Below are 26,422 nucleotides of genomic sequence, written 5' to 3' on the forward strand. Positions count from 1 at the left end.
TCGAAAAACCCGACCGGATTATGCGGGCGACGTGCGACCAAAGTCGCGGGTACCGTGGCCGATGATCGTCCCTGAAGCCGAGGCGCGGGCGGCCCCGCGCGGGCACGCTCGAAGCCATGGACCTCGCACTGGCCGGTTCGCTGGCCGCACTCGCGCTGATCGACTCGACCAGCTTCGGCACCCTGCTGATCCCGATCTGGCTCCTCCTCACGCCCGGACGGGTCCGGCTGGGCCGCATGCTGGTCTTCCTTGGCACCATCGCCGTGTTCTACTTCGCGGTCGGGGTGCTCATCGCGCTCGGAGCCGGCGCCTTCTTCGACGACCTCTCGGCCCTGCTCGACACCGCGGCGGCGTCCTGGATCCAGCTCCTCCTCGGCGTCGGCCTGCTGGTACTGAGCTTCCGGATCGACCCGGGCAAGAAGCAGCGGCGGGCACCGGAAGGCGGCGGGCGGGTCGCGCGCTGGAGGGAGCGCGCCCTCGGCGTCTCCGAGCCCGAAACAGCCGACGGCGCGGCCGTCAAAGCGCCCTCGCGCGCCGTGCTCCCCCTGGTCGGTCTCGCGCTGGCGGCGGCGACGGTCGAGGTCGCGACGATGCTGCCGTACCTGGCCGCGATCGGCATGGTCACCGCCGCCGATATCGGTGCCGCCCGGACGGTCCTGACGATGGCCGGATACTGCCTGGTGATGATCCTGCCCGCCCTGATCCTGGTGTTCGCCAGGATGGCGGCCCGGCGGGCGGTCGAACCGCTGCTGAACCGGATCAACGACTGGATGACCAAGAACGCGGCCGGCACCACCGCCTGGATCGTCGGCATCGTGGGCTTCCTCCTGGCCCGCGACGCGGTGGCCCGCACCGGCCTGCTCGAGATGCTCGACCGGCTCTAGCCCTCGCGGTTGTCGGCGTAGTTCTCCAGGTACTCCAGCTGCTCGGGGTCCAGGCTCGGGCGGACCCGTTCGATGGCCCGGGCCACGTGGGCGGCGGTCACCACCGAGGCGTCCAAGGACTCGCGCATCGCCGTCAAGGCCGCCTCGCGCACCAGCGCGGCGCAGTCGGCCGCCGAGTACAGCCACAGCTCGTCGGCGATCTCATCCAGGTCCACGTCGTCGGCGAACGGCACGTTCTGGGCGTTGGCGCGCAGGATGTCCGCCCGCGCTCCGGCGTCCGGCGGCGGCACGTAGACGAGGCGTTCGAGCCTTCCGGGGCGCAGCAGCGCGGGGTCGATCATGTCGGGCCGGTTGGTGGCGCCGATGACGACCACGTCCCGCAGCGACTCCGCGCCGTCCAGTTCGGTCAGCAGGGAGGCCACCACGCGGTCGGCGGTCCCGCCGTCGGTGCCGCCCCCGCGCACGGGCGCGAGGGCGTCCAGCTCGTCGAAGAACATCAGGGTCGGGCTGGCCTGCCGGGCCCGCCGGAACAGCTCCCGCACGTTCTTCTCGGACTCGCCGACCCACTTGTTCAGCAGCTCCGAGCCCTTGATGGACATGACGTTCGCGTGGCCCTCACCGGCCACCGCGCGCACGATGTAGGTCTTCCCGCACCCGGGGGGCCCGTAGAGGAGGATGCCCCTCGGCGCCTCGATGCCCAAGCGCGTGAACGCGTCCGGGTAGGTCAGCGGCCACAGGACCGTCTCGGTCAGCGTCTGCTTCAGATCGGACATGCCGCCGACGTCCTCGAGCGTCAGGCCGCCCAGCTCGACCGAGTCCCCGGCCATTGCCGAGGGCCGCACCGAGGCCACCGCCGCGTCGAAGTCCTCCGGTTGCAGCGCGGTAGCCCCGCCCGCCTTGGCGCGCATGGCCGCCCGCACTCCGGCCTCGCGAACCATCGTAGCCAGGTCGGCGGCCACGTACCCGGGCGTGCGGTGGGCGACCGACTCGATCTTGACCCCCTCGGCGACCTTCATCCCGCGGGTGAAGTACAGCAGCAGCTCGCGCCGCGAGTCGGCGTCGGGCATGGGCACGACGACCTCGTGCTCGAGCCGGGCGCGCAGGTCGGTGTCGAGCCCGTCGATCGAAGCGGCCGTGCACACCACGGCGTGCCCGTCGGCCAGGACCTCCTCGACGAGCTTGCCGAACATCGTCCCCAGCGGCGTCTTGCGGCCCTGGGGGGCGATCGCGTCGGCGCCGGTCACCAGCAGCACTCCCGGGCGCGGCAGCGCCGCGACCGCCGCCCGCAGCCGGTCGGCGGCGGCGTTGGCCTCGATCGCGGCCAACTCGGGGCCCTCGACCTCGCTGACCCCGGCCCCGACCTCGCCGGCGACCGACCGCACGATCGTGGCCTTGCCGGCCCCGGACGGGCCCGAGACGAGCACGCCGAGGGACATGTCGGTGCCGACGACCGTGAGGATCTCGCGGTGGTTGAATCCCAGGTCGAGCAGTTCGCGCAGCTCCTCGGCCGGAACCCGCACGCCCGCCAGCTCGTCGTAGGGGACGGCCTTGACCTCGGGCGCGGCCCGCTCCGCCGGCACCGGCTCCTGAGCCTGCGAGGGCAGGGACCGCTCGGCGGTCGCCGAGGACCCGGCGGACGGGCTCGCCGGTGCGGGCGCGGCCACACGCGGACGCCGGAGGTTCGCGACCCTGCCCATGCCCGGCAGCGGGATCTCGATCGAGGCCGGAGCGTCGTCCTCCCACCGCACGAGCGTGTCGGTGGTGACCATCGCCGAGCGCGGCGGGTCGGACTCGACCACGTTGAGCACCATCGTGGTCCAGCCCATGCCGAGCGTGTTGTTGAGGGTGCGGCGGGTGGCCGAGACCAGGTCGCGCCGCTCGTCGCCGAGCTCGATGGGCAGCAGCGACACGTCGTCGCCGCTCGAGACGACCTTGCTCAGCAGCGACCGGCGCAGGGTGTCCGGGTCGACCGCGGCGACCACCGACGCCGGTCCCGCGACCACCACCCGCTCGGCCGCCGACAGCGTCGCCGCGCCGACGCGCACCGGTTCGCCGTCGCGGGCGCCGATGTTGCCCAGGGTCAAGTCGTCGGCGTACAGGGTCCGCCGGGACGCGTACCGGTCGGCGGCCAGGGCGATCGCCGTGGTGGTGCGGGTCGCGGCCAGTTCGACCGCGTCCCCGGCCTGGAGCCCGAGCGCGGTCAGCACCTCCAGGTGGAGCCGGACGATGCCGCGCCTGGCGTCGAGCCCGGCGCGGGCGCGCGCCGCCGTCAGTGTCAAAGAGCCAGAGTCGGTCACGCCGACCAGCCTATAGCGGCCAGGACACTGGTGCCGAACGGCGCTTTCCGGGCCGGGCCCGCGGTCCTCACTCGTCGGCGGCGTCGAGGTCCATGCGGTAGACGGTGCGGCCGTCCTCCTGGAGGATCGCGGTCGCCGCGCCCTCGGAGACGAAGTCGCGCCACCGCTCGCCCAGCCAGGACTCGGCGTCGCCCTGACTGCCCAGGTCGGCCTCGGGGGAGGGAAGCGGGTTGCCGTCGGCGTCTTCGAGCTGCCAGGTCCAAGTCATGCGATTACCCTACGCGATCGCGTAGGTGTTGCATGCGGACCCGCGATTCGTTGTTGCCTACCAGTCGAAGCGGTTGTAGGCGGGAATGGTCGACGGCGTCCGCTCGACAGTGGGGGCCGGTTCCGGGCGCGGGTGGCGCCGCACGATCGAGAACAGGGCCAGCAGCACCCAAAGCGGCAGCAGCACCAGCCACATCCAGGCGGGCGGGACCGGCACGACCGGGATTATCCACACTCCGCGGTCGATGGCGTCGAGGATGGCGAGCCCGCCGATCAGAGAGGTCAGGGCCCCGAACACCGACATGCCCGAGGAGAACCAGGACCGCCCGGCCAGGATCCACCCGAAGCCCCACAGTCCGATCGCCAGCGCCTCGTAGTCGGCGCGGGACGACCAGGAGCCCAGGACCAGCAGCAGCGCCCCGCATCCGGTGGCGATGGCCGAGAACGTCATCGACATCGGCGGCGGCGGTTCGGCCGAGCGGGCCGCGCCGAGCCATCCGAGCCCGGAGAGGAACAGCACCCCGGCGGCGAACAGGACCGCGACCTGGACCTCCAGCCGGTCGGTGAACTTGGCGCCGAACCAGTCGCAGCCGGTCGGCGCCTCGACGTCGATCCCGCACTGCAGGAGCTTGAGGGTCTTGACCGGGCCGGACAGGAGCCGGTCGGGGGCCGGGCCGTCGCCGCAGTCGGGCAGGGCCGCGGGGGTGGTGTGGTGGAGGTTCTGCTCGTCGAAGCAGTTGGCCTCGCCTTGGCCGTCCCACCACAGGTCGAGGCGGTTGCGGAAGCGCTGGCCGGTGTCGCTGAAGCCGAGGGTGTTGCCTTCGACGCGGTTGTCGTGCGAGACGGCGTCCTCGATGTCGGGGTCGCCCCAGACGGCGATGGCGGCGGTCTGCTGGTTCCAGATGGTGTTGCCGGCGACGGTGTTCTCGGCGGCCTCGGCGAGCAGGATGCCGACGCCTCCGGGGGCGGTGTCGGTCGAGTCGGCGTTGTTGTCCCAGACGTAGTTGCCGCGCGCTTCGAGCCGGTGGTCTCCATCGGTGTCGCGGACGATGAGCCCGGTGGCGTTGCCGTGCAGGCGGTTGTCCTGGATCACGGCGGCGCCGGCGCCGGACTTGGTGATCCCGGCGAGGTTGCCGCTCGACTCGCACTCGGTGACGGCTGCCTCTGTGGAGTCGATCGCGATGCCGCTGCCGCCGTTGTCCTCCGCGCCGCACGCGGTGAGGTCGACGGCGGCCGAGTCGGTCACGGCGATGCCGTCGTCGCTGTTGCCGGTGGCCCGCACCTGCTCGACGACGGCGCCGTCGACGCCGTTCAGCTCCAGGCCGGTGGTCGCTCCGGTGATCGTGAAGCCCTTGAGGTACAGGCCGGACACGTCGTTCGCGGCCAGGGCGCGGCCCGAGTCTGCGGCCAGGACGACCTCGCCGGGGGTGTCGCCCGTGCCCTCGATCTGGAGGTCGTCGACCTCGGGCGCGATGGTTTCATCCACTGTGTACTTGCCGGGGAGTATCCGGATCCGCGTCCCCGGCTCGGCCGCCTCCACCGCTTCGGCGATGCTGGAATACCCGCCGTCCTCGACGCATTCGGTGTAGAGCAGCTCGTTGATGGTCCGCTGGTTGTAGCCGACCTCGCTGTTGCGCTCGTCGAACAGCTCTTCGTCGTCGATGCACACCAGGAGGTACGGGCCGTCTTCTCGGTAGTCGGGCGGTTCGGGGGGACTCTCGCCGCCGTCCTGGGCGGAGGCGGGCGCGGCGATCGCGGCGGCCATGGCACCGATGGCCGCCGAGGCGAGGGCGATACGGCGTAGCGGGGGCATGAATCCAGCCTATCCCGTACGGACGACACACATTTCGGTCTGAAAAGGCAAGAGCGGCATACCGCTCTGGGAGATACGGTATGCCGCTGCGCCTTCATGTACCGGCGCACCAGTACAGGAAAAGGGAGAGCCACTCACTCTACCGTGAGCGGCCCTCCCTCGCAGTACTTCCGCTGTGCCAATTTATGGCTCCGCAGGCGTCGCCAAGGGGGCCAATTTATGGCTCCGCAAGCGTCGCCAAGGGGGCCAATTCATGGCTCCGCAAGCGTCTCCTAAGAGGCCGACTTGCGGCTCAGCGTCGTTCTACATCATGCCCATGCCGCCCATGCCGCCCATGTCGGGGGCGCCGCCCGCGGGGGCCTCCTTCTCCGGGGCGTCGGCGACGACGGCCTCGGTGGTCAGGAACAGGCCCGCGATCGACGCGGCGTTCTGCAGCGCCGAACGGGTGACCTTGGCCGGGTCCGGGATGCCCGCCTCGAGCATGTTGACGTACTCGCCGGTCGCGGCGTTCAGGCCCTCGCCCTTGGGCAGGCCTTTGACCTTCTCGACCACGACGCCGCCCTCAAGGCCGGCGTTCTCGGCGATGGCGCGCAGCGGGGCGCCCAGCGAGCGCTGGACGATCTCCACACCGGTGGCCTCGTCGCCGTCGGCCTCGATCTTCTCGAAGGCGGTGGCGCCGGCCTGGACCAGCGCGGTCCCGCCGCCGGGGAGGATGCCCTCCTCGACCGCGGCCTTGGCGTTGCGCACGGCGTCCTCGATGCGGTGCTTGCGCTCCTTGAGCTCGACCTCGGTCGCGGCGCCGACCTTGATGACGGCCACGCCGCCGGCCAGGCGCGCCAGGCGCTCCTGCAGCTTCTCGCGGTCGTAGTCGGAGTCGGAGTTCTCGATCTCGGCGCGGATCTGGTTGATCCGGCCCTTGATCTGCTCCTCCTCGCCGCCGCCGTCGACCAGGGTGGTCTCATCCTTGGTGATGATCACCTTGTGGGCGGTGCCCAGCATGTCGAGGTTGGCGTTCTCCAGCTTCAGGCCCAGCTCCTCGGAGATGACCTGGCCGCCGGTGAGGATGGCGATGTCGCCCAGCATGGCCTTGCGGCGGTCCCCGAAGCCGGGGGCCTTGACCGCGACGGACTTGAAGATGCCGCGGACCTTGTTGACGATCAGGGTCGCCAGGGCCTCGGCGTCGACGTCCTCGGCGATGATCAGGAGCGGCTTGCCGGACTGGGTGACCTTCTCCAGGACGGGCAGGAGGTCCTTGATCGCCGAGATCTTGGAGTTGACCACGAGGATGTACGGGTCCTCGAGCACGGCCTCCATGCGGTCCTGGTCGGTCACGAAGTAACCGGACAGGTAGCCCTTGTCGAAGCGCATGCCCTCGGTCAGCTCGAGGTCGAGCCCGAAGGTGTTCGACTCCTCGACGGTGATGACACCCTCTTTGCCGACCTTCTCCATGGCCTCGGCGATGATGGCGCCCACGGTGGGGTCGCCGGCCGAGATGGAGGCGGTGTTGGCGATCTGCTCTTCGGTGTCGACCTCGGTGGCCGCGCCCTCGAGCTCGGCCACGACGGCGGCGACGGCCTTCTCGATGCCCTTCTTGACGGCGATCGGGTTGGCGCCGGCCGCGACCGCGCGCAGACCCTCCTTGACCAGCGACTGGGCCAGGACGGTGGCGGTGGTGGTGCCATCGCCGGCCACGTCGTCGGTCTTCTTGGCGACCTCCTTGACCAGCTCGGCGCCGATCTTCTCATAGGGGTCCTCGAGCTCGATCTCCTTGGCGACGGAGACACCGTCGTTGGTGATCGTGGGGGCGCCCCACTTCTTGTCGAGCACGACGTTGCGGCCCTTGGGACCGAGGGTGACCTTGACGGCTTCGGCGAGGACGTTCATGCCCCGCTCAAGTCCGCGGCGAGCCTCCTCGTCGAATGCGATCATCTTCGCCATTGCGGATGGCTTCCTTTCGGATAACGTTCGTTAGTCGACGATGAGGCGGCACCCCGCGACGGTGGGCCAACTCGGCTCGCCCGCGGCTCGCGAGCTCGCCGTCGCCGGCCCGACCACCTCAACGTGTCTTAGCACTCGCAGTCAGAGAGTGCCAGATCCAGGTATAGCACTCTCGGCGTGAGAGTGCCAGCCCGGGGCACGAAACTAGTGGCAGGGCACGCTCCGGTGGCCTATCGGTTCCGCGCGCCGGCGGCGGCCTCGGCCGACAGCGAGGTGGACGAGACCGATTCGGCCCGGCCCCGCAGCCACGCGTAGGTGCACAGGGCCGCGCCCAGCACCCAGATCATCGGCGCCAGCAGCAGCAGGGCCATGACCGCCTCGGTCACCACGGTCAGCACCGAGGCGAGCCACCCGGCGAAGACCGCGTGCCACGTCCCGGCCAGGAGCACGCCGACGACGCCGATGACCAGGTTGGCCGCGAAGGCGACCAGCACGACGATGATCAGGCGCCCCAGCGAGGCCCAGAACGCCGAGTGGGTCAATTGGATCGACCGGGCATAGGGGCTGCGGTGCGCCTCGAAGACGGCCGCCGGACCCATCAGACTCAGGGCGAAGGCCGCCCACAGACCGGGCAAGACGCACGCGACCAGGCCCACCGACACGGTGATCCAGGCCAGGATCAGCCACAGCCAGAACTTCCAGCCGCGCCGGAACCCGAAGGAGAACGCCTCGCCGAGCGCCAGGAAGCCCCCGGCGGCCTCGGCCGCGGCGGTGCGGGTGGCGGCCAGGACGGCCGCGCCGGCTACGTAGAGCAGGATCAGGCCCAGCAGGCCGCCGGCGACGGCCGCGGACGCCCCTGGCCACCAGGTGCCGGCCAGGTCGTCGACCTCGATGCGGTCGCCGTCGGTCAGGCTGCGGTAGGAGCCGAAGACCCACCGCGGCAGCACCACGCCCAGCAGGAGAATGAGGCCGACCGAGCGCCAGGACCGCCTCACGACCGCCAGCGAGGCGTTCCACCAGCCGTCGAAGGAGTCGGTGACCAGCGGGTCGCCGCCGCTGAACCGCCCTGACGGCTCGCCGCCGGGATCGGTGTTCCAGTAGGGATCGTCGCTCATATCGGGATACTAATCCCGGCTTATAGTGCAATCGGATCATTTCGCCCCGCCGGGCCGGGCCCGGGGAACCGGTGGTTAACCTAGGGCGCGTGCCTGGAGAAACCCCATCCCCGCCGGAAGAAGAGGAGCGGTGGCCGAGGCAGCTGACCGCCTGGGAACGTGCGACGAATCTGCCCCTCTTCGTGCTCGCGGTCCTGTTCCTGGCCGCCTACGCCGGCCCGATCCTGTACCCGGACCTGCCCGACTGGACCGATCAGGCCGCCAAGCTGGTCAACTACGCCGTATACGCGCTGTTCGCCTTCGACTTCATCGTCCGGCTGAACCTGGCCGGGTCCGGGAAGCGGTGGAAGTTCGTCTACACCCACCCGCTCGACCTGATCATGGTGCTCATCCCGCTGGCCAGACCGCTGCGGCTGGTGCGGATGGTGCTGGTCCTGGTCGAGGTGTTCAGCCGCCACGCGCGCAGCTCGCTGCGCACCAGGGCCGGGGTCTACATCACCGGCGTGACGATGATGATCCTCCTGGTCTCCAGCCTGGCGGTCCTGGACGCCGAGCGCGCGGCCGAGAATCCCCAGATCACGAACTTCGGGGACGCGTTGTGGTGGTCGGTGGTCACCGCCTCCACCGTCGGCTACGGCGACTTCGTGCCGCAGACGGCCACCGGCCGGGTGATCGCCACGATCCTCATGTTCGTCGCGATCGGCCTGGTGGGTCTGGTGAGCGGTTCGCTCGCCTCCTGGTTCGTCGACCGGGTCGCCTCGGGCGGCGAGGCCGAGGACCGCGCCGAGATGGCCGCGCTCGACCGCCGCCTGGCGGCGGTCGAGGCCCAAGTGGCCGAGATCCACGCGGTCCTGGTCCGCGGCGAACGCGCGGACGGCGCCGAGGTGCCCGCACAGCAGGCCGCCGAGGAAGCCGAACCGGCGGGCGAGCAGGGGAGTTCGCGGCGCGATCGATGACGATCGAGAATTTTCGGAGCGAAGGGGATTCCAAGGCAGTTGGTCGGGAGGCCGCAGATCCTGACACCGGCTGGCGCTGCTCGACACGTTCTAGCCCCAGGACTCGCAGTCAACCGGGTGAGTGGCGACAGGACGGCTGCGGCCTCCCGCATCAAGAATTCTTACTCATTCACTGAATGCGGTCAAGACCCGAACTTCGCTTCGTTTTGTCGGGTACCCGACACTTGCCTTCACATCGGTCACGGAGAGTGATAATTTCGGGAGTTCGGCAAGCGCTTCAATTTTGCTCCACTCAGGATTCGAACAGTCCCGACTCCCGCGCCGATTTCAGCGAGGGCTTCACGGTGTGCGTGGGCCCCACCAGGGATGATACCGCGTCGAGGGTCTTGAGGCCGTCGCCGGTGTTGTAAATGACCGTCTCCGCCTCCGGGTCCAGCTGCCCGGATTCCAGCAGCTTACGGAGCGTAGCGACGACCACGCCTCCGGCCGTTTCAGCGAAAATTCCGGTCGTCGCGGCCAGCAGCCGGATGCCCTCGCGGATCTCGTCGTCGTCCACCTTGGCCATCCCGCCGCCGGTCGACCGGCACGCCTCGATCGCGTAAGGACCGGCCGCCGGGTCGCCGATGTTGAGGCTCTTGGCAATCCCGGTCGGCTTGACCGGGGTGATCTCGTCGGTCCCTTCCGCGAACGCGTCGGCGATCGGGCTGCACCCGGTCGACTGGGCGCCGAAGACCCGCACCTTGCCCGGCTCGGTCAGCCCGATCTCGGCCGACTCCTCGAACGCCTTGTGGATCTTGGTCAGCAGCTCGCCGGAGGCCATCGGCACCACCACCTGCTCGGGCAGGCGCCAGCCGAGCTGCTCGGCCACCTCGTAGCCGAGCGTCTTGGAGCCCTCGGCGTAGTAGGGCCGGATGTTGACGTTGACGAACGCGGTGTTCTCGAACTCGTCGGTCTCGGTCAGCTCCGAGCACAGGCGGTTGACGTCGTCGTAGGAGCCCTGGACGGCCACCAGCCGACCGCCGTAGACGGCCGTCTGCACGATCTTGCCCGGCTCCAGGTCGTGCGGGACGAACACGGTCGAGGGAATCCCGGCGCGCGCGGCGTGGGCGGCCACCGAGTTGGCCAGGTTCCCGGTCGAGGCGCACGCGAACTGGTCGAATCCGAGCTTGACGGCCGCCGAGACGGCCGTGGAGACCACGCGGTCCTTGAACGAGTGGGTGGGGTTGGCGCTGTCGTCCTTGACCCAGACCCGTCTCATGCCCAGGGCCTCGGCGAGGTGCTTCGCGTCGACCAGCGGGGTCAGGCCGGGGTTGAGGCTCACCCGGTCCTCGGCGTGGACGCCGACCGGCAGCAGCGGCGCGTACCGCCACAGGTTCTGGGGGCCGGCCTCGATCCGCTCGCGGGTCACCTTGGCGAGCTCGGCGGCGTCGTAATCGACCTCAAGCGGGCCGAAACACTGCCAACAGGCGTGCTGGGCTACCAGACCGTAGGTGGCGCCGCAGTTGCGGCAGATCAGACCTTTGGCGGGGCTGTCGGCGAAGACTGCATTGGACATGCGAGAAGGCTCCTCCCTCATCTTTCCCGCGTCGCGGGCCGGATTTGGCACCTGCCGCCGTGAATGCGGTCGGTGGTTGCCGCAGCGTCATCGGGCCGGGCCCCTCAGCTGCTCTGGATGAAGTACGAGGCGAATGCTACGGCCCGTTTCGGGCGTGTTGCAACTGCCGTTCCAAGTTGTAGGACGAATCAGAGCCGCGCTCGCCGCACGGCCGCGGTCGCCAGCCACACCGCGCGCGCGTCTGCGGTGCCTGCCACGTCGTGCACCCGCACCCCCCACGCCCCGGCCTCGAAAGCCAGGACCGAGGTCGCCAGCGTCGCCGCCTCCCGCTGCCCGACCGGCCGCACCTTGCCCGAATCGTCGGCCAGCAGCGAGCCCAGGTACGACTTGCGCGAGGACGCGAACAGCACCGGGTAGCCCAGCTCCACGAACTCGTGCAGGTGCGCCGAGAGCCGCCAGTTGTGATCGGCGGTCTTGGCGAAGCCGAGCCCGGGGTCGATGACCAGCTTCGAGGCGTCCACACCCGACTCGAGCGCGGCCTCCACGCGGTCTTCCAGCTCGGCCTTGACGTCGGCCACGACGCTGTCGTAGTGCGCCAGGCGCTGCATGTCCCGCGAGTGCCCCCGCCAGTGCATGAGGATCCACCGCACGCCGGTGTCGGCGACCACGCGCGCCATGTCGGGGTCGGCCAGCCCGCCGGAGACGTCGTTGACCACGCCCGCCCCGGCCCCGATCGCGGCGGCGGCGACCTCGGCGCGGGTCGTGTCGATCGAGACGGTCAGCCCGCGCTCGGCCAGAGCCGCCACCACGTCGACCACGCGCGAGATCTCGGTCGCCGCGTCGACCCGCTCGGCCCCGGGCCTGGTCGACTCGCCGCCGACGTCGATGATGTCGGCTCCCTCGGCGGCCATCTGCTCGCCGTGGCCGACCGCGTCGGCGAAGTCGAGGTACCTGCCGCCGTCGGAGAACGAATCCGGGGTGACGTTGAGGATTCCGACGATCTGCGGCGGGGCGGGCGCGGGTTCGTGTGAAGCGGTCACGATCTTGACGTTACCCGCGCCCGCTGAGGATCCGATTGCGATTAAGCGAGGTCCGTGAGGTCGAGCACGTGCCAGTTGCGCAGCTCGCCGGTGCCGGTCGACCACCACAGGTGCCGGTCGTCGGCCCCGGCGTTCGAGGTCTGGGAGTCGACCAGGTAGGTCACCGACTCCCCGAGGTCGAACAGGAGCAGGCGGGTCCCGTCGCCGGTCTCGCCGCTCGTCTCCTCCAGCGGCTCGAAGCGGTCGATGAGGCCCACGTCCTGCGAGACCGCCGAGGCGAACCCCTCGGCCACGGTCACGCGCTCGGTCCCGTCTGGACGGATCAGGTCGATCCGGGAGCCGTCGGGATCGGTCTTGACCAGGCGGCACCAGGTGGCCGAGCACAGCGCCAGCTCCTCGGGATCGGCCTGGAGGGTGAGCCCCGAGCCGTTGTCGGTGCGCACCATCTGGGAGCGGCCCACCGACTCCGACCCGGCGCTGGCCAGCCACGGCCAGGCGGCCGCGTGCCAGGAGCCGACGTGGCCGACGACCTCGACCTCGCCGCCCTCGACCGGGATCGAGCGGTGCTCGGTGATCGGCTCGTCGCCGGGCGCGGTGGAGAGCCAGTGGAGGGCCTCCGAGGCGAACTGGAGGTCGTAGGTGCTGCCGGAGGCGATCACGTCGCCGGTGTCGCCGGTGAGGCGCTCGGCCTCTCCGGGCCGCCCGTCCGGCCCGCGCTCGGCGGTCCACAGCCCGGAGACCACCCGGCCCTCCGCGTCGGGGACCGACTCGATCCAGGCCAGCCGGTCGTCGGTGGCGGCGACGGCCGCGATCCCCGGAGCGCCGCCCGGCTCGGCCAGGACCGTCACGTCCGGCTCGTCGCCCGGTTCGAGGTAGAGGAGCCGCCCGGAGTCGTCGGTGCCGAGCGCGGCGCCGTCGTCGAGGAATGCCAGCGGCCGCCAGGGCGCGCCGTCGACGGACCCGGGCCAGTCGGTCGGCTCCAGGTCCCAGGTCTCCCAGACCGTCGGTGCCAGGGCCTCCTCGTCGACCGGCGTGAACGAGTCGCCGCGATCGGGCGTCGGCCACACCAGCCAGGCGAGTGCGAGCACCATCGCCGCGGCGAGCGCGAAGCGCTGGGCCGAGAGCCAGGGATTGGGAGGCGGCCCCGAGCCGGGGGAGGCTTCGCGGGGCGCCGCCGCCGCGTCGGAGGACGGGTGTGGGGTCATGAAGCTATTCGCGTTCGCGTCCCCGCAGCAGGTAGAACAGTCCGGCCGCGACACCGGCGGCCGCGGCCGAGGGCAGGGCGAGCCTGGCCGCGCGCCTGCCGCGCCGGAAGTCGAATATCGGCCAGCCGCAGTGCCTGGCCTGCCGCGCCAGGCGTGTGTCGGGATTCACGGCGATGGCCTTGCCGACCTTGCGCAGCATCGGCAGGTCGTTGGCCGAATCGGAGTAGGCGGTGCACTGGGTCAGGTCGAGACCGCGCTCGCCGGCCAGCTCGGCGATGCCGTCGGCCTTGGCCGGGCCGTGCATGAGGTCGCCGACCAGGCGGCCGGTGTAGCAGCCGTCGGAGACCTCGGCGATGGTGCCGAGCGCCCCGGTCAGTCCGAGCCTGGAGGCGATGACCCCGGCCAGCTCGACGGGACTGGCGGTGACCAGCCACACCTCCTGCTCGTGCTCGAGGTGCCGTTCGGCCAGGCGGCGGACGGGCGCGAGGATGCGCGGGGAGATGTCGCGGTCGACGACCTCCTCGCAGAGCCGCCGCATCTCCGAGACCGGGAACCCGGCGACCAGTTCGAGCGCCGAGGACTTGACCGACTGCATGTGGCCGTGGTGCTCGGTGCCCTGGAGCTTGAATCGGGCCTGCTTCCAGGCGAAGCCGGCGATGTCGCGGCCGGAGAGGACGCCGTGGCGGGCGAGCCCGCGGGCGAGCCAGTAGATCGAGGCGCCGTGCATGAGCGTGTTGTCGACGTCGAAGAACGCCGCGGAGGGCCCGTGCGCGCGCTCGATGTCCTCGGGGCTGAAGGGCTGGACCATCACGCTGTGGTGCAGCACGTCGGGGCCGTGGGCCAGCGGCTCCGACGGCCCGGGGACGCAGGAGGCGCCGATGGAAGCCTCGATCTCAGACACCCTCAAAGCCTACCGGTCGAAAACAGACACCCTGTAACGCTCATGCGCGACCTCGGTGAACTTCGCGTGTGGCACCAGTAACGGCGGCCCCGCGCCCGCTCAGTCGATGAGGTCCGAGACGATTCCGGACAGCTCGTCGAGGGGATCACCGTTCGGTTCTTCCTCATCCTCGTCACTGTAGGTCTCGCCGTCCGAGTCGCCGCCTTCAGTGTCGTCGGCGCCGGGGGACTCCTCGGCGGCGCCGTCGGTCTCCTGGGTGTCGTCGCCGGTCTCGCCGTCGGCCGATCCGCTCGGCTCGTCGCCGGTCGAGTCCTGGGCGGACTCGGTCTGCTCGGCCTGGGCTCCGCTCGAGTCCTGGTCGGGACCGGCCGGGCTGTCGAGGTAGTCGGACCCGCATTCGCCGGGGACCGGGCCGAGCTCGTCGGCGCCGCCTCCGGGGGAGGTGCACGACAGGGCCCCGCGCAGTTCCACGGAGCGGACCGCGGCGGCGTCCATCAGTTCGATCAGGTCGTCGCCGGCCGCCTGGGTCTCGTCTTCGAGGCCGCCGACGAACTCGTCGAGGACTCCGCGCTGCTCGTTGGTGAACAGGTCGACGTAGTCGAGCGGGGCGGGGTCGCCGGATTCGACGGCGAGCTCCCCGAGCAGCGAAACACCCTCGAGCAGCTCGGTCGCGGCGTCTTCGAGGGCGCGCTCGACGGCCTCGTCGTCGCCGGTGACGGCCGCCGCCTCCTCGATGCGGGTGCGCGCGAACTCCAGGTGCAGCTGGGCCCGGCCGAGGTCGTTCCCGGCGAGCGCGAGCTGCGCTTTCTCGGTGGAGCGCTTGACGTTGTAGAGCGTCTCGCCCGGGAGCGCGTCGCCCGAAGCGGCCGAGACGCCGGAGACGGCCACGGTGCCGGTCAGCAGCGCGGCCACGATCGCGAGTCTCCTCCCGCCGCGCGGGCGCCGCGGGAACAGGTCGTCGAGCACGGGCGCGCGCTCGGTCTCGGGGACGCTGGCGCTGGCGCGGTGCCGGGCGGTGGCGCCGATGCCCTCGTCCTCGGCGACGGCCATCAGGCGCCGCCTGGTGGCGTTCCGCCAGTGGTCGGACGGCCTGCTGGCCGTCATCGCCTGTTCGCCGAGGTCGTGCAACCGCTCGGTCACTTCGAGGAGTTCGGCGAGTTCGTCTTCTATTGCGGTACCCGATGCGCGAGCGCTGAGGCTCTGGTGAGGGTGGACGGGTCCGTCGAAGTCAAGCTGACGTGCGAATGCCTCCGCGCGCCGGCGCTCCAAAGGATTGAAGGTCACCGGGCACACCCCCTCTCACTGCATGGGTCCTGCTCCTGCAACTAGAACAACGCACGAAGAGTCCTTGAGGTTACGGCCACCTCGGCGAAGCTTGCGAGCCGTGACGCCGCAGAGGTGGCAGGGTGTGGCGCGGGTCTCGATAGAGGCCCGGCTGAACGGGTTCTGTCGGGTTTTTGACAGCCGGTGGTCCGCGTCAGCCGCGGAAGCCATCGGGGAGCAGTCGCGCGAGGGTGCGGACCGCCCGGTACTGGAGTGCCTTGACCGCGCCCTCGTTCTTGCCCATGGTGCGGGCGGTCTCGGCGACGGTGAAGCCCTGGAGGAACCGCAGGACGATGCATTCCTGCTGGTCGGGGTTGAGCTTCTTGACCGCGGTCAGGAGGGTCGCGTTGGTCAGCTTCTCCAGCGCCGCGGTCTCCGGCGACGTGCTCGGGTCGGTCTCGGGGGAGTCGGCGCCCAGGACGTCGGGCTTGGCGATCTCGAGCCGGTAGCGGCCGGACTTGAAGTGGTCGACCACCAGGTTCCGGGCGATCGTCACCAGCCAGGCCCCGAAGGCCCGGCCCTGCCAGCTGAAGCTCGAGATGCGCCGCAGCGCCCGCAGGAAGGTCTCCGAGGCCAGGTCCTCGGCCAGCTGGGCGTTGTTGACGCGGAAGTAGATGTAGCGGTAGACCGTCTCGGAGTAGCGGTCGTAGATCTCCCCGAACGCGTCGGCCTCCCCGGCCTGGGCGCGGGCCACCAGCGCCGCCACCTCTTCGCCGTCGACCTGGTCCTCGGACTCGCGGCGGTGCTTGCCGCCGGTCGGCGCGCCGACCGCCGCGGGCGCGGCCGAGGCGACGGGAGTGCGGACGGACCGCTGCTCGGCGGTTCCGGTGTCGAGGCTCAGGACCGCCAGCAGGGCGCGGCGGAGCCGCTCCAGGCCGGCGGCGACCTCCGGCATCGGGAAGGGGACGGTCGGTGCGGTGAGTGTGGTCGGTGCAGTACCGGACACTAGTGGCCTCCTCGGGTGAGGGGTCGGGCCGAGTCATGTGATCGGGTCCCGCAGGGACTGATGACCCGCCTGAGTCTAGGAACCGAGACGGCCTTGAATCGGGATTTGCAGTCGGCGTGTCGCAGTGAGTGACGGTCGCGCTCGGGTTGATGTCGATGCCCGGCGCAGGGCACGACGTACCCTTTTGTGCGGGGGCGGAATCCCACCATTACCTCCCCAGATGTTCGACGGCCCGCGTTCGCGGGCCGGGTTCGACATCAATCGTGATCGAGAAATGACAGAGGGTGTCGCACAAACTGTGCGATCTTCGGTGCGGATCTTCGCGACCGGAAGGAGCAGGGTGAACAGGCTGACGCTGTTGACCACTAAGGAGTGCCATCTGTGCGGGAGGGCGCGGGCCGACCTCGACGCGGTGACCGCCGCGACCGGGGTCGCCTGGAGCGAGATCGACGTCGCCGCCGACCCCGAACTGGCCCGCGAGTACGGCGACCGGCTGCCGGTGGTGCTGCTCGACGGCGCCGAGCACGGCTACTGGGAGGTCGACGTCGACCGGCTGAAACGCGACCTTGCCAATTTACGGCTCCGCAGGCGTCGCCGAGGGTGCCAATTCACGGCTCCGCGGGCGTCGCCGAGGGTGCCAATTCACGGCTCCGCGGGCGTCGCCGAGGGTGCCAATTCTCGGCCCCCCAGGCGCCGCGTGACGCGCCGAAGGATCCGTATTTCCCACGCATCACGGCCTTATCGGGGCAAACTGGTACCGACGGCGACTCGCCGGGCGGTATCGAGGCTTCGATGCAGCCGAGCAAGAGCTCGGTGATACGGGGGTGCATCGGACCCGCGCCCGCGAGTCGCCTCGAACGTGCTCAGGCCGGAGATATGCGCCTCCGTGGAATTCCGCGGGCGGTGGATACTCCCTCTCAGTGAAGCTCGCGAGCCGCAGATGTGCACAACCTATGCGAGCCGCTCCCCGGCCGGGGTCCTAAGCTGAGGGACTCAAAGAGCCACGGCAGACCTGGAGCTGTATTGACGACGACCGGCGACGGCACCGAGCGGCAGACGCCCGCGCACGCCCAGATCCCCACCGCCGCCGACCTTCCGGCGGCCACCGTCAGGCGCCTGCCCGAATACCTGCGCGCCCTCCACTCCCTCACAGACTCGGGCGTCGACACCGCCTCCTCGGAGACCCTCGCCGCCGCCACCGGCGTGAACTCGGCGATGCTCCGCAAGGACCTCTCCCAGCTCGGCGCCTCGGGCATGCGCGGAGTCGGCTACAACGTCGCCACCCTCGCCGCCTACATCGCCGGAGTGCTCGGACTCACCAAATTCTCGCGAGTGGCCATCATCGGCATGGGCCACCTGGGGCAGGCCCTGGCCAGGTACCCCGGATTCTCCGATCGGGGCTTCGCCATCGTTGGCCTATTCGACGCCGACCAAGGCATCATTGGCAAGGACCTCGACGGCCTGACGGTGCGCGACGTGGCGCTCCTGCCGGGGGCCGTGCGTGACGAAGGCATCAACATAGGGGTGATCGCCACACCCGAGGCGGCCGCCCAGAACGTCGCAGACGTACTCGTAGATGCTGGGGTCACAAGCATTCTCAACTTCGCGCCCTGTGTACTCGCCGTACCGGAGGGCGTAGCGGTCCGCAAGGTCGACCTGGCGGTGGAACTCCAGATCCTGTCGTTCCACGAGCACCACAAGACGCATCGACAGACGCAGACGGGAACGGTGAAGTGAACCTCCTGGTAGTAGGCATCTCGCACCGCAGCGCGGCGGTGGAGACCCTCGAACGCCTCACCCTGGACTCCGAGGCGGCCACGCGCCTGGCGGGCCGCCTCCTGACCGGCGGCGAGGTCCGCGAGGCCGTCATCCTCTCCACCTGCAACCGCGTCGAGGTCTACGCCGCCGCCCCGACCTTCCACGGCGCCCTGGCCGCCATCGTCGACGAGCTGCACGACCTGTGGGGCTACCAGGACGGCGAGGCCTCGATCGACTTCGCCTCCTGCGGCTACGTCCGCCACGGCGCCGACGCGGTCGCCCAAGCCTTCCGCGTCGCAGCCGGACTCGACTCCATGGTCGCCGGCGAGCCCCAGATCCTCGGGCAGCTCCGCGACGCCTACGACGCCGCCCGCGAGGCCGACCACGTCGGCCGCCACCTGCACGAGCTGTTCCAGCAGGCACTGCGCGTGGGCAAGCGCGTCCACGCCGAGACCGACCTCGACGGCCACGCCCCCTCGGTCGTCACCGCCGCCCTCGACCTGGCCGAGAAGGCCCTCGGCGTCCCGCTCGGGACCGCCGACGCCGCCGTCCTCGGAGCAGGGGCCATGGGCGGCCTGGCCACCGCGACCCTCGCGCGCGCCGGAGTGGGGAGCCTGGCCGTGGCCAACCGCGACGCGGCCAAGGCCGAGCGCCTGGCCGCCGAGCACGGCGCGACCGAGGCCGACTACGGGGACCTGACCGGCCTGGTCGCCGGGGCCGACCTGCTGGTGTGCGCGACCGCCTCGCCGGAGCCGGTCGTCGACGCCGCCGCCCTCGCCTCCCGCCGTGAACGCCTGGTGATCTGCGACCTGGCCCTGCCGCGCGACGTCGCCGAGTCCGTGGCCGCCCTCGACGGGGTCACCGTCATCGACATCGCCGAGATCCAGCGCTCGGCCGCCTCTGGAGCCGCCTCGGAGACCCTCGCCCAGGTCGAGCGGCTCATCGCCGAGGAGATCGAGGCCTACACCGAGGCAATGCGGGCCGACAGTGTCACCCCGACCGTGGCGGCCCTGCGGAGCACGGCGACCGACATCGTCGAGGCCGAGCTGGCCCGCGTCGCCCGCCGCGGCGACTTCACCGACGACCAGCGGGCCGAGGTCGCCCGCACCGTCCACCGCGTGGTCCAGCGCCTGCTCCACGAACCGACCGTCCGCGTCAGGGAACTGGCCGGGCAGCCGGGCGCGCCCGACTACGCGAAAGCCCTCCGCGACCTGTTCGCGCTCGACCCCGACGGGCTCCAGCGGCCCGGAGAGCCCGCCCTCGCCGAAGCCTTGAAAATCAAGCCCACACCCGTCGCCCCACCCGCCGGCGCCGCAAGCGACGCCTCACCCCAAACCGGAGCGGCTGCGCCGCACGAACCGCGTGAAGGGAAGTGACCCCAGTGATCCGAGTCGGCACCAGGGGATCGAAACTCGCCAAGGCCCAGTGCGCCCAGGTCGCCGAGGAACTCGCCCGGGTCTCGGGCGAGGAGGTCGAACTGGTCGAGATCAAGACCACCGGGGACCGCTCGAGCGCCCCGGTCGCCCAGTTGGGGGTGGGCGTGTTCGTCAACCAGCTCCGCGAGGCCCTGGACCGGGAGGAGATCGACATCGCGGTCCACTCCTACAAGGACCTGCCGACCGCCCAGCCCGAGCACTTCGTCGTGGCCGTGCCGCCGCGCGCCGACCCGCGCGACGTCCTGATCTCCTCGGGCGAGCGCACCCTGTCCGACCTGCCCTCGGGCGCCCGCATCGGCACCGGTTCGCCGCGGCGCATGAGCCAGCTGCTGGCCCTGGGCCGCGACTTCGAGCCCGTGCCGATCCGCGGCAACATCGACACCCGCATGGCCCGCGTCGGCGAGGACCTCGACGCGGTGGTTCTGGCCGCCGCCGGGATCAAGCGAGTGGGCCGAGAGAGTGAAGTCAGCGAATTCCTCGACCCGCTGGTGATGCTTCCCGCTCCCGCACAAGGGGCACTAGCGGTCGAATGCCGCAAAGCAGACAAGACATCTGCGCGTATTTCGAGTATGCTCAACGACCGGTACTCACAAGCCGCGGTCGAGGCCGAACGCGGACTCCTGCAGCGCCTCGAAGCCGGATGCAGTGCTCCGGTCGCCGCGCTCGCCGACGTCTCCGAGGGCGCCGAGCCCGGTCTGATCGACCTGTATCTGCGGGGAGCGGCGTACGCCGTCGACGGCAGCGCCTTCGAGCGGCTCTCGACCACCGCCGAACTGGGGGAAGGCGGCGACGCCGCGGCGGTGGGCCGGGCTCTGGCGGAGGATTTGCTGGACGCCGGGGCAGAGCGACTATTGAAATCGAACACTTAACTCAGACGACAGTTGATGGAGAGAACATGACCAGTGCCCGTAAGCTGGTGGGCCGCGTGCGATTCGTGGGGACCGGCCCAGGCGATCCGGGACTGCTGACCAAGCGCGCCCTCGACGCCATCAGCGAGGCCGACCGGATCTACTACGACCGGTCGATGCCCCAGTCGCTGATCGAGGCCGCGGGTGAGATCGCCGGCGACGACGGCAGGCTCAAGCTCATCGAGTCCTCGCCGGGCGACCAGGGCAAGCTCATGGCCGCCGCAGCCCGGGACGGCGAGAACATCGCGCGCCTCCTGATCGGCGATGCCTATCCGAACCGCCTGGCCAAGGCCGAGATCAAGGCGGCCTCGGCCGAAGGCGCCCGCTTCGAGGTGATCCCCGGCATGAGCCACGCCCAGGCCGTCGGGGTCTACGCCGGGATGCCCCCCGGCGAGACGCGCACCGTCATCGATATCGACGACATCGCCTCGCTCGAGCCCCAGGCTCTGGCCGACGCGGTCAAGCGCGGGTCCCTGACGGTCACCGCCGACGTCTCCGACCTGTCGAGCCTGCGCGACATCCTCCTGGCCGGCGGGGTCTCCGGCGAGACGGCCGTGGCCGTCACCGGCGACGCGACCGGCGAGACCCAGTACACCACCACCTCCTCGGTGGACACGTTCGTGGAGGCCGCGCTCGGCTACGCCGGGCAGGTCGTCCTCACCATCGGTCCCGGCGTCGACGACCGCGCCGAGCTGGCCTGGTGGGAGCAGCGCCCGCTGTACGGCTGGAAGGTCCTCATCCCGCGCACCAAGGAGCAGGCCGGAGTCATGTCCGAGCGCCTGCGCGCCTACGGGGCGATCCCGTGCGAGGTGCCGACCATCGCCGTCGAGCCGCCGCGCACGCCCGCCCAGATGGAGCGGGCCATCAAGGGCCTGGTCGACGGCCGCTACGCCTGGATCGTGTTCACCAGCCAGAACTCGGTGAAGGCCATCTGGGAGAAGTTCAAGGAGCACGGCCTGGACGCCCGCGCCTTCGGCGGCATCAAGATCGCCTGCATCGGCGAGGCCACGGCCGAGAAGGTCCGCGCCTTCGGCATCGAGCCCGAGCTGCTGCCGGCCGGGCAGCAGTCCTCCGAGGGCCTGCTCGAGGTCTTCCCGCCGCACGACCCGGTGCTCGACATGGTCGGCCGGGTGCTGCTGCCGCGCGCCGACATCGCCACCGAGACCCTCGTCCAGGGCCTGACCGAGCGCGGCTGGGAAGTCGACGACGTCACCGCCTACCGGACCGTCCGCGCCTCACCGCCGGCGGCCGAGATCCGCGACGCCATCAAGTCCGGCGGTTTCGACGCGGTGCTGTTCACCTCGTCGTCCACGGTGCGCAACCTCGTCGGCATCGCCGGCAAGCCGCACCAGCGGACCGTCGTGGCCACCATCGGACCGGCCACCGCCGACACCGCCACCGAGTTCGGGCTGCGCGTCGACGCCAAGCCCGAGAACGCCTCGGTGCCCGACCTGATCGAATCGCTCGCCGAGTACGCCGTGGAGCTGAAGCAGCGCCTGGCCGAGGGTCCGATCAAGACCCGTCGCGGCCAGAAGGTGCAGGGCCCGACCGCGTTGAGGTTCCGCTAGACGAATGGAGATGGCCGCAGTGCCGAGCGAAGCTTCCCGAGACTTCCCGACGATCCGTCCGAGGAGGCTGCGCCGCACTGCGGCCCTTCGCCGCCTGGTCGCCGAGACCCGCGTCCACCCCTCCGACCTGGTCCTGCCGCTGTTCGTCAAGGAGGGCCTGACCGAGCCCCAGCCGATCGCCTCGATGCCGGGGGTCTACCAGCACAGCGTCGACTCCGCGCGCAAGCTCGCCGTGGAGGCGCTGCGGGCCGGCATCGGCGGTCTGATGCCCTTCGCCATCCCCGCCCGGCGCGACGCGGTCGGCTCGGGCGCGACCGACCCGGACGGCATCCTCAACGTCGCCACGCGGGCGATCCGCGACGAGATCCACGACGACCTGGTGGTCATCCCCGACCTGTGCCTGGACGAGTTCACCGACCACGGCCACTGCGGGGTCCTGCGCGACGACGGCACGGTCGACAACGACGCCACTCTGGAGCGCTACGCCGAGATGGGCCTGTGCCTGGCCGAGTCCGGGGCCGACCTCTTGGGCGCCTCGGGGATGATGGACGGCCAGATCGGCCACGTGCGCGGCGCGCTCGACGAGGCCGGCCACACCGACACCGGGCTATTGGCCTACGCCGCGAAGTACGCCAGCGCCTTCTACGGGCCCTTCCGCGAGGCCGTCGACTCCCAGCTGAAGGGCGACCGCCGCACCTACCAGCAGAACCCGGCGAACGCCGTCGAGGCGCTGCGCGAGATCGACCTCGACATCGCCGAAGGCGCCGACATCGTCATGGTCAAACCTGGCCTGCCCTATCTCGACATCGTGGCCGACGCGGCCGAGCGCAGCCCGGTCCCGGTGGCGGTCTACCACATCTCCGGCGAGTACGCGCAGGTGATCGCGGCGGCCGAGCGCGGCTGGATCGACCGCGACGCGGCGATCCTGGAGTCCCTGACGTCGATCAAGCGGGCCGGAGCGAGCGTCATCGCCACCTACGCCGCCCTGGACGCCGCCCGCATGCTGAGCTGACGGAGGCGGTTCGGCGGCGGTTAGGCGGCGGGACACCGGTGCCCGAGCGGTCCCCGCCGCGGGACGGAACGACCCGGAATGCCCGGCATATCGGCCGCCACCAGGACCGATGGTGCCTCCATCGCGGCAGCCGGTCCGAATTTCGCGTCCATCGAGACAGGGGCGGGCGTCATAGCCTTGCCGTGATCGGGTGATCCCGGTCTGATCCGAATCTCGAAGGGACAGAGCGATGTCAACCACGGTTCGAAACCGGTTCAAGGCCCGCAGGACGCTCTCGGCCTCCGCGGCGGTGGCGGCGGCCGCCGCCACCGTGCTGCTGTCGGTTCAGCACGCCTCGGCCGACGAGGCCGCCCCGGAAGCGGCGCAGGACTGCGGCATGGAGACCCTCCCGATTCCCGATGGCCTCCAGTCCACCAGGATCATGGCGATGAGCGACGACGGCTCCGTCATCGCCTACTCGGCCGAATCGCTCGACCATGAGGAGTTCGAGAACCGCGAGCAGTACCTGCGGCTCTATTCCGACGGGGAGGTCACGGAACTGCCGGTCTCCGGTCCTTGGGAGCGGGTCGCCGACGTCAACTCCTCGGGCGTGGCCACCGGAGCCAGCGGAGACTACCCGGACCGCGAACCGTGGATATGGCAGGACGGGGAACTCTCCGCGCTGCCGACCGAGTACGGCGGGGAGGCCCTCGGGATCAACGACCAGGGCGACATCGTCGGATCTCGAAGGGACCCCAACCTCGGCTCGATTCCGGTCGTCTGGCCGGCCGACGGGACCGGACCGGTGGACCTGGAGCTTCCCGACCACGCCGGCTACGGCGAGGCCACCGCGATCGGCGACGACGGCACCATCGTCGGCCAGTTCACCGACGACGGAGACCTCAGCGGCAACACCAAGCCGTACGTGTGGTACCCCGACGGCACCGGCGCCGAACTGCCGATGCCCGAAGGCATCGACCGGGCCGACGCCTACAGCGAACCGATGGACGTGACCGGCGACTGGGTCACCGGCTTCCTGCAGACTCCCGACGTCACCTGGGACCGGCCCACCACCGTCCGCTGGAACCTGGCCGAAGGCACCGCGGAGACGACCGAGCTCGGCTTCTACGCGTCGCCGGCCGCGATCGCCGCCGACGGGACCGTGGTCGGGCAGTCCTACGAGACGAGGGCCGCGGCGTACCAGACCGGTGAGACCGTCGTCGACCTGCCGGGGGTGACCGACAGCTTCAACGGCGACTACGCGGTGGAGATCAGCGCCGACGGTTCCCTGATCGCCGGCGAGGTCTTCGTCGGCAACGGCGACGACGGCTACGAGGACTTCAACGCGGTCACCTGGACCTGTGAGCCGAAGCCGGTCTCATGAGCGACTTCGTCAAGGGGCGCGATGACGCCGACGAGACCGAGGAGCGGGCGGGCCGGGTCGCGAGGCGCATGACGAAGGCGCGGAAGTACGGCCCCGTCGGGGACTACATCAAAGGGACCGATCACGCCGCCTCGATCGACGAGCGGATGGACCTCTTCGAGAAGGCCCTGGTCAGGCGCTGGCGCCGCGAGATGGTCGAGCGCCTCGATGACGGCGAGTCGATCATCACCGGCATCGTGCGCCCCACCTACGGCAACATCGCTATGGAGCACGCCTCGGGTCCGTTCGAGACGACGGAATGGTTCGTCCACAAGGACTACTGCAATTACGTCCACTTCCTCACCGGTGACGGCGATCCGGACGAGATCGGATCTTTCGACTGCAAGGGCTGGGTCGACCCCAGGGGGCAGCAGATCATGCACCCCGAGGTGAACGGCGCCACCCTCGGTCCGAGCATCGACTGCCCGCTCGGTCCCGTCCTGGAGCTGGTCGAGAGCTGGGCGGCCCAGGAGCGGTTGGCGATCCAGGGGGACATCCGGACCAGGTTTCACGAGCAGGACGTCTTCGCGCTCGAAACCGCCCATGGCGCCGCCGAGATGCTGCGAGCGTCCACGCTCGCCGAGTACGCCGACATCGACGTCAGCAAAGACGAGCACCACGGTCTGGCCGGAGGTGGCGACCTCTCCGGCACCGTCGCCAAGATCTGGGCGAAGGACGGCGACAGCCGCGACTGGTGGGTCGGGTGGACCGGGTTGGCCGCCGAGCACGTCAAGGGCAACTTCTGCACCTCGGCCGGGCCCGCGCTGATGAACCACTGCATCATCGCCACCACGATCGGCAACCTGGTCAACGACCGCGCGGCGATAATCGAAGCGGCGCGCCACAACACCCTTCACCTGATCGAGCAGGCCACGAAGGCGCTCGACGACCAGACGCTCGAAGCCACGACCCTGGTGTCGAAGAAGGGATGGAAGACGTTCACCGGCTTCACCAACGCCATGTCGCTGTGGAGCGCGCTCGGGGGACCGGAGCTCAAACTGACCGCCGCGCTGCTCAGGCTCACCGGATTCCTGGGCGAGTCCTCGCTCGAAGAGATCAAGGTGTACTCGTTCCCGGAGAAGATGGTCGAGATCGTGACCGGCCTGGTCGACGGCTTCCTCGAACTCAAGGACGAGATCGAGGGCCAGGAGGCGAAGTACGCCGAGGCGGCGGGCGAGGCGAGGTCGGCGGTCAACGACGCAGCGAGTTTCGACCTCGAGCTGTACGACCTGGGGGAGAACACGCCGGGCGGCCCCCCGGGCAAGGGACCGTCCGACGGTTACGAGGTGAACATCAGCGACGTGCTCACCCTGGCCGAGTACTGCGAGGCCGCGGCGAGCGACTACGAGGGGCTGCTGCGGCATTTCGGGGACCTGCTCGACGCCGGTCCCCACCTGGCCGGCGAGGACGGCGAGCCGACCGAGGCCGACAAGGACGTGAGGGAGCTCTCCTCCGAGCTGAAGGGGTTCTTCAAGACCACGTCGGCCAGGTACTACCTCGCCCGCGACGAGATCAGGTCCGCGGCCGAGGCGTACGCGCAGATCGACGAGGATTCCGCCGACGCCTTCGAGCGGACCATGGACAGCTGGGACCGCAGCGGGGTCGGTGACGCCGATCCCGGATTCAACGTGGACAGGGCGGCGGAGCCGACCGATCGCGACGAGGACGCCAGCGACAACCCGTACAACGGCGAGCTAGGCGGCGACCCCAACTACTACACCGAGGAGAACGCGCCCCGGTAGCGAGACCGGGGCCGTCACCTGATCGGCCGGGCGCGGGCACGGCCCGCGCCCGGCCGATCGCTCAAGCGGTCCCGCCCGCCGAAGGGGTGAGCGGCGGGTTGAGTCGGGCGAAGCCCTCCTGGGTCTCGTACGGGTAGTACGGGTACGGCAGGGGCCGGGCGCTGGCCTTGTCCAGGCGCGCGACCTGGTCCCCGGTCAGCTCCCAGCCGACCGCGCCCAGGTTCTGGCGCAGCTGCTCCTCGTCGCGGGCTCCGACGATCACCGAGGCGACCGTGGGGCGGCGCAGGAGCCAGTTGATCGCGATCTGCGGGACGGTCCTGCCGGTCTCCTCGGCGACCTCGTCGAGGGCGTCGACC

Annotated in this window: 21 protein-coding genes, 1 pseudogene and 1 riboswitch; of the genes and pseudogenes, 10 read left to right on the top strand and 12 right to left on the bottom strand. The window is 70.6% G+C overall.

From position 1 onward, the window contains the following. The first annotated feature begins 116 nt into the window (after positions 1–116). Entirely contained in the window at positions 117–884 is a 768-nt protein-coding gene (locus JFB92_RS10760; RefSeq protein WP_199037958.1) for a GAP family protein, read from the top strand. Here the strand turns inward: JFB92_RS10760 and JFB92_RS10765 are convergent. The 5 genes from JFB92_RS10765 to JFB92_RS10785 form a co-directional block, all read right to left on the bottom strand. Continuing rightward, entirely contained in the window at positions 881–3,181 is a 2,301-nt protein-coding gene (locus JFB92_RS10765; protein WP_199037960.1) for an AAA family ATPase, read from the bottom strand. The genes JFB92_RS10760 and JFB92_RS10765 overlap by 4 nt on opposite strands. A gap of 67 nt (positions 3,182–3,248) precedes the next feature. Then, positions 3,249–3,449, bottom strand: a complete 201-nt coding sequence (locus JFB92_RS10770; RefSeq protein WP_199037962.1) for a hypothetical protein — start codon at positions 3,447–3,449, stop codon at positions 3,249–3,251. Positions 3,450–3,506: 57 nt separating this feature from the next. Beyond that, positions 3,507–5,261 (bottom strand): right-handed parallel beta-helix repeat-containing protein, encoded by a 1,755-nt coding sequence (locus JFB92_RS10775; protein ID WP_199037964.1) that lies wholly within the window; start codon positions 5,259–5,261, stop codon positions 3,507–3,509. Between the two features lie 303 nt (positions 5,262–5,564). Then, the gene (gene groL, locus JFB92_RS10780; protein ID WP_199037966.1) at positions 5,565–7,199 is read right to left on the bottom strand and encodes a chaperonin GroEL; all 1,635 of its coding nucleotides are present in this window, start codon (positions 7,197–7,199) and stop codon (positions 5,565–5,567) included. Positions 7,200–7,429: 230 nt separating this feature from the next. Next, on the bottom strand, positions 7,430–8,314 hold the full coding sequence (locus JFB92_RS10785) for a hypothetical protein (RefSeq protein ID WP_199037968.1): 885 nt from the start codon (positions 8,312–8,314) through the stop codon (positions 7,430–7,432). 89 nt (positions 8,315–8,403) lie between these two features. On the opposite strand from JFB92_RS10785, the gene JFB92_RS10790 reads away from it, so the two are divergent. Then, complete coding sequence (locus JFB92_RS10790) at positions 8,404–9,270, top strand: potassium channel family protein (protein WP_199037970.1); 867 nt, start codon at positions 8,404–8,406, stop codon at positions 9,268–9,270. A 292-nt stretch (positions 9,271–9,562) separates the two neighbouring features. Here the strand turns inward: JFB92_RS10790 and thrC are convergent, their stop codons facing one another. The 6 genes from thrC to JFB92_RS10820 form a co-directional block, all read right to left on the bottom strand. Beyond that, a complete protein-coding gene (gene thrC, locus JFB92_RS10795; protein WP_233162920.1) occupies positions 9,563–10,825 on the bottom strand; it encodes a threonine synthase in 1,263 nt (420 codons plus the stop codon). A gap of 14 nt (positions 10,826–10,839) precedes the next feature. Then, positions 10,840–10,949: riboswitch (SAM riboswitch) on the bottom strand. 64 nt (positions 10,950–11,013) lie between these two features. Further along, positions 11,014–11,865 (bottom strand): dihydropteroate synthase, encoded by an 852-nt coding sequence (gene folP, locus JFB92_RS10800; RefSeq protein ID WP_307789107.1) that lies wholly within the window; start codon positions 11,863–11,865, stop codon positions 11,014–11,016. A 41-nt stretch (positions 11,866–11,906) separates the two neighbouring features. Beyond that, positions 11,907–13,070, bottom strand: coding sequence for a hypothetical protein (locus tag JFB92_RS10805; RefSeq protein ID WP_199037974.1), 1,164 nt, complete (start codon positions 13,068–13,070; stop codon positions 11,907–11,909). Positions 13,071–13,074: 4 nt separating this feature from the next. Next, positions 13,075–13,878 (bottom strand): HAD family hydrolase, encoded by an 804-nt coding sequence (locus JFB92_RS10810; RefSeq protein WP_269847894.1) that lies wholly within the window; start codon positions 13,876–13,878, stop codon positions 13,075–13,077. Positions 13,879–14,070: 192 nt separating this feature from the next. Beyond that, a complete protein-coding gene (locus tag JFB92_RS10815) occupies positions 14,071–15,111 on the bottom strand; it encodes a DUF5667 domain-containing protein (protein ID WP_199037978.1) in 1,041 nt (346 codons plus the stop codon). A 337-nt stretch (positions 15,112–15,448) separates the two neighbouring features. After that, complete coding sequence (locus JFB92_RS10820) at positions 15,449–16,240, bottom strand: ECF subfamily RNA polymerase sigma factor, BldN family (protein WP_307789108.1); 792 nt, start codon at positions 16,238–16,240, stop codon at positions 15,449–15,451. A 316-nt stretch (positions 16,241–16,556) separates the two neighbouring features. Here JFB92_RS10820 and JFB92_RS26940 point away from each other — a divergent pair. The 8 genes and pseudogenes from JFB92_RS26940 to JFB92_RS10860 all read left to right on the top strand — a co-directional run. After that, a pseudogene (locus JFB92_RS26940) lies at positions 16,557–16,823 on the top strand (glutaredoxin family protein); the annotation flags it as partial. 440 nt (positions 16,824–17,263) lie between these two features. Beyond that, the gene (locus tag JFB92_RS10830) at positions 17,264–17,977 is read left to right on the top strand and encodes a redox-sensing transcriptional repressor Rex (protein WP_199037982.1); all 714 of its coding nucleotides are present in this window, start codon (positions 17,264–17,266) and stop codon (positions 17,975–17,977) included. Beyond that, positions 17,974–19,374: a glutamyl-tRNA reductase gene (locus tag JFB92_RS10835; RefSeq protein ID WP_199037984.1), complete on the top strand. Its 1,401-nt coding sequence runs from the start codon at positions 17,974–17,976 to the stop codon at positions 19,372–19,374. Before JFB92_RS10830 ends, JFB92_RS10835 begins: the two co-directional genes overlap by 4 nt. Beyond that, positions 19,371–20,303 carry a hydroxymethylbilane synthase gene (hemC, locus tag JFB92_RS10840; protein ID WP_372451621.1) on the top strand — a complete coding sequence of 311 codons (933 nt, stop codon included), beginning with the start codon at positions 19,371–19,373 and terminating at the stop codon, positions 20,301–20,303. The genes JFB92_RS10835 and hemC overlap by 4 nt, the downstream gene beginning before the upstream one ends. A gap of 26 nt (positions 20,304–20,329) precedes the next feature. Next, on the top strand, positions 20,330–21,910 hold the full coding sequence (locus JFB92_RS10845; RefSeq protein WP_199037988.1) for a bifunctional uroporphyrinogen-III C-methyltransferase/uroporphyrinogen-III synthase: 1,581 nt from the start codon (positions 20,330–20,332) through the stop codon (positions 21,908–21,910). Positions 21,911–21,929: 19 nt separating this feature from the next. Next, positions 21,930–22,922, top strand: coding sequence for a porphobilinogen synthase (hemB, locus tag JFB92_RS10850; RefSeq protein WP_307789109.1), 993 nt, complete (start codon positions 21,930–21,932; stop codon positions 22,920–22,922). A 229-nt stretch (positions 22,923–23,151) separates the two neighbouring features. Continuing rightward, on the top strand, positions 23,152–24,285 hold the full coding sequence (locus JFB92_RS10855; protein ID WP_199037991.1) for a hypothetical protein: 1,134 nt from the start codon (positions 23,152–23,154) through the stop codon (positions 24,283–24,285). Then, positions 24,282–26,066 (top strand): hypothetical protein, encoded by a 1,785-nt coding sequence (locus JFB92_RS10860; RefSeq protein ID WP_199037992.1) that lies wholly within the window; start codon positions 24,282–24,284, stop codon positions 26,064–26,066. The genes JFB92_RS10855 and JFB92_RS10860 overlap by 4 nt, the downstream gene beginning before the upstream one ends. Before the next feature lie 61 nt (positions 26,067–26,127). Here JFB92_RS10860 and JFB92_RS10865 read toward each other — a convergent pair. After that, positions 26,128–26,422 (bottom strand): aldo/keto reductase (locus JFB92_RS10865; protein ID WP_199037994.1); only part of this gene is annotated, 295 nt, incomplete at its 5' end.

Source organism: Glycomyces salinus (genome assembly GCF_016428645.1).
In the GTDB taxonomy this organism is placed as follows: domain Bacteria; phylum Actinomycetota; class Actinomycetes; order Mycobacteriales; family Micromonosporaceae; genus Glycomyces; species Glycomyces salinus.

Bases quoted from the DNA above. Each gene is read 5' to 3' on its own strand.
- JFB92_RS10760 (WP_199037958.1), top strand. From the start codon at position 117: ATGGACCTCGCACTGGCCGGTTCGCTGGCCGCACTCGCGCTGATCGAC.
- JFB92_RS10770 (WP_199037962.1), bottom strand. From the start codon at position 3,449: ATGACTTGGACCTGGCAGCTCGAAGACGCCGACGGCAACCCGCTTCCC.
- JFB92_RS10775 (WP_199037964.1), bottom strand. From the start codon at position 5,261: ATGCCCCCGCTACGCCGTATCGCCCTCGCCTCGGCGGCCATCGGTGCC.
- groL (WP_199037966.1), bottom strand. From the start codon at position 7,199: ATGGCGAAGATGATCGCATTCGACGAGGAGGCTCGCCGCGGACTTGAG.
- JFB92_RS10785 (WP_199037968.1), bottom strand. From the start codon at position 8,314: ATGAGCGACGATCCCTACTGGAACACCGATCCCGGCGGCGAGCCGTCA.
- thrC (WP_233162920.1), bottom strand. From the start codon at position 10,825: ATGTCCAATGCAGTCTTCGCCGACAGCCCCGCCAAAGGTCTGATCTGC.
- JFB92_RS10805 (WP_199037974.1), bottom strand. From the start codon at position 13,070: ATGACCCCACACCCGTCCTCCGACGCGGCGGCGGCGCCCCGCGAAGCC.
- JFB92_RS10810 (WP_269847894.1), bottom strand. From the start codon at position 13,878: ATGGTCCAGCCCTTCAGCCCCGAGGACATCGAGCGCGCGCACGGGCCC.
- JFB92_RS10845 (WP_199037988.1), top strand. From the start codon at position 20,330: ATGACCAGTGCCCGTAAGCTGGTGGGCCGCGTGCGATTCGTGGGGACC.
- JFB92_RS10855 (WP_199037991.1), top strand. From the start codon at position 23,152: ATGTCAACCACGGTTCGAAACCGGTTCAAGGCCCGCAGGACGCTCTCG.
- JFB92_RS10860 (WP_199037992.1), top strand. From the start codon at position 24,282: ATGAGCGACTTCGTCAAGGGGCGCGATGACGCCGACGAGACCGAGGAG.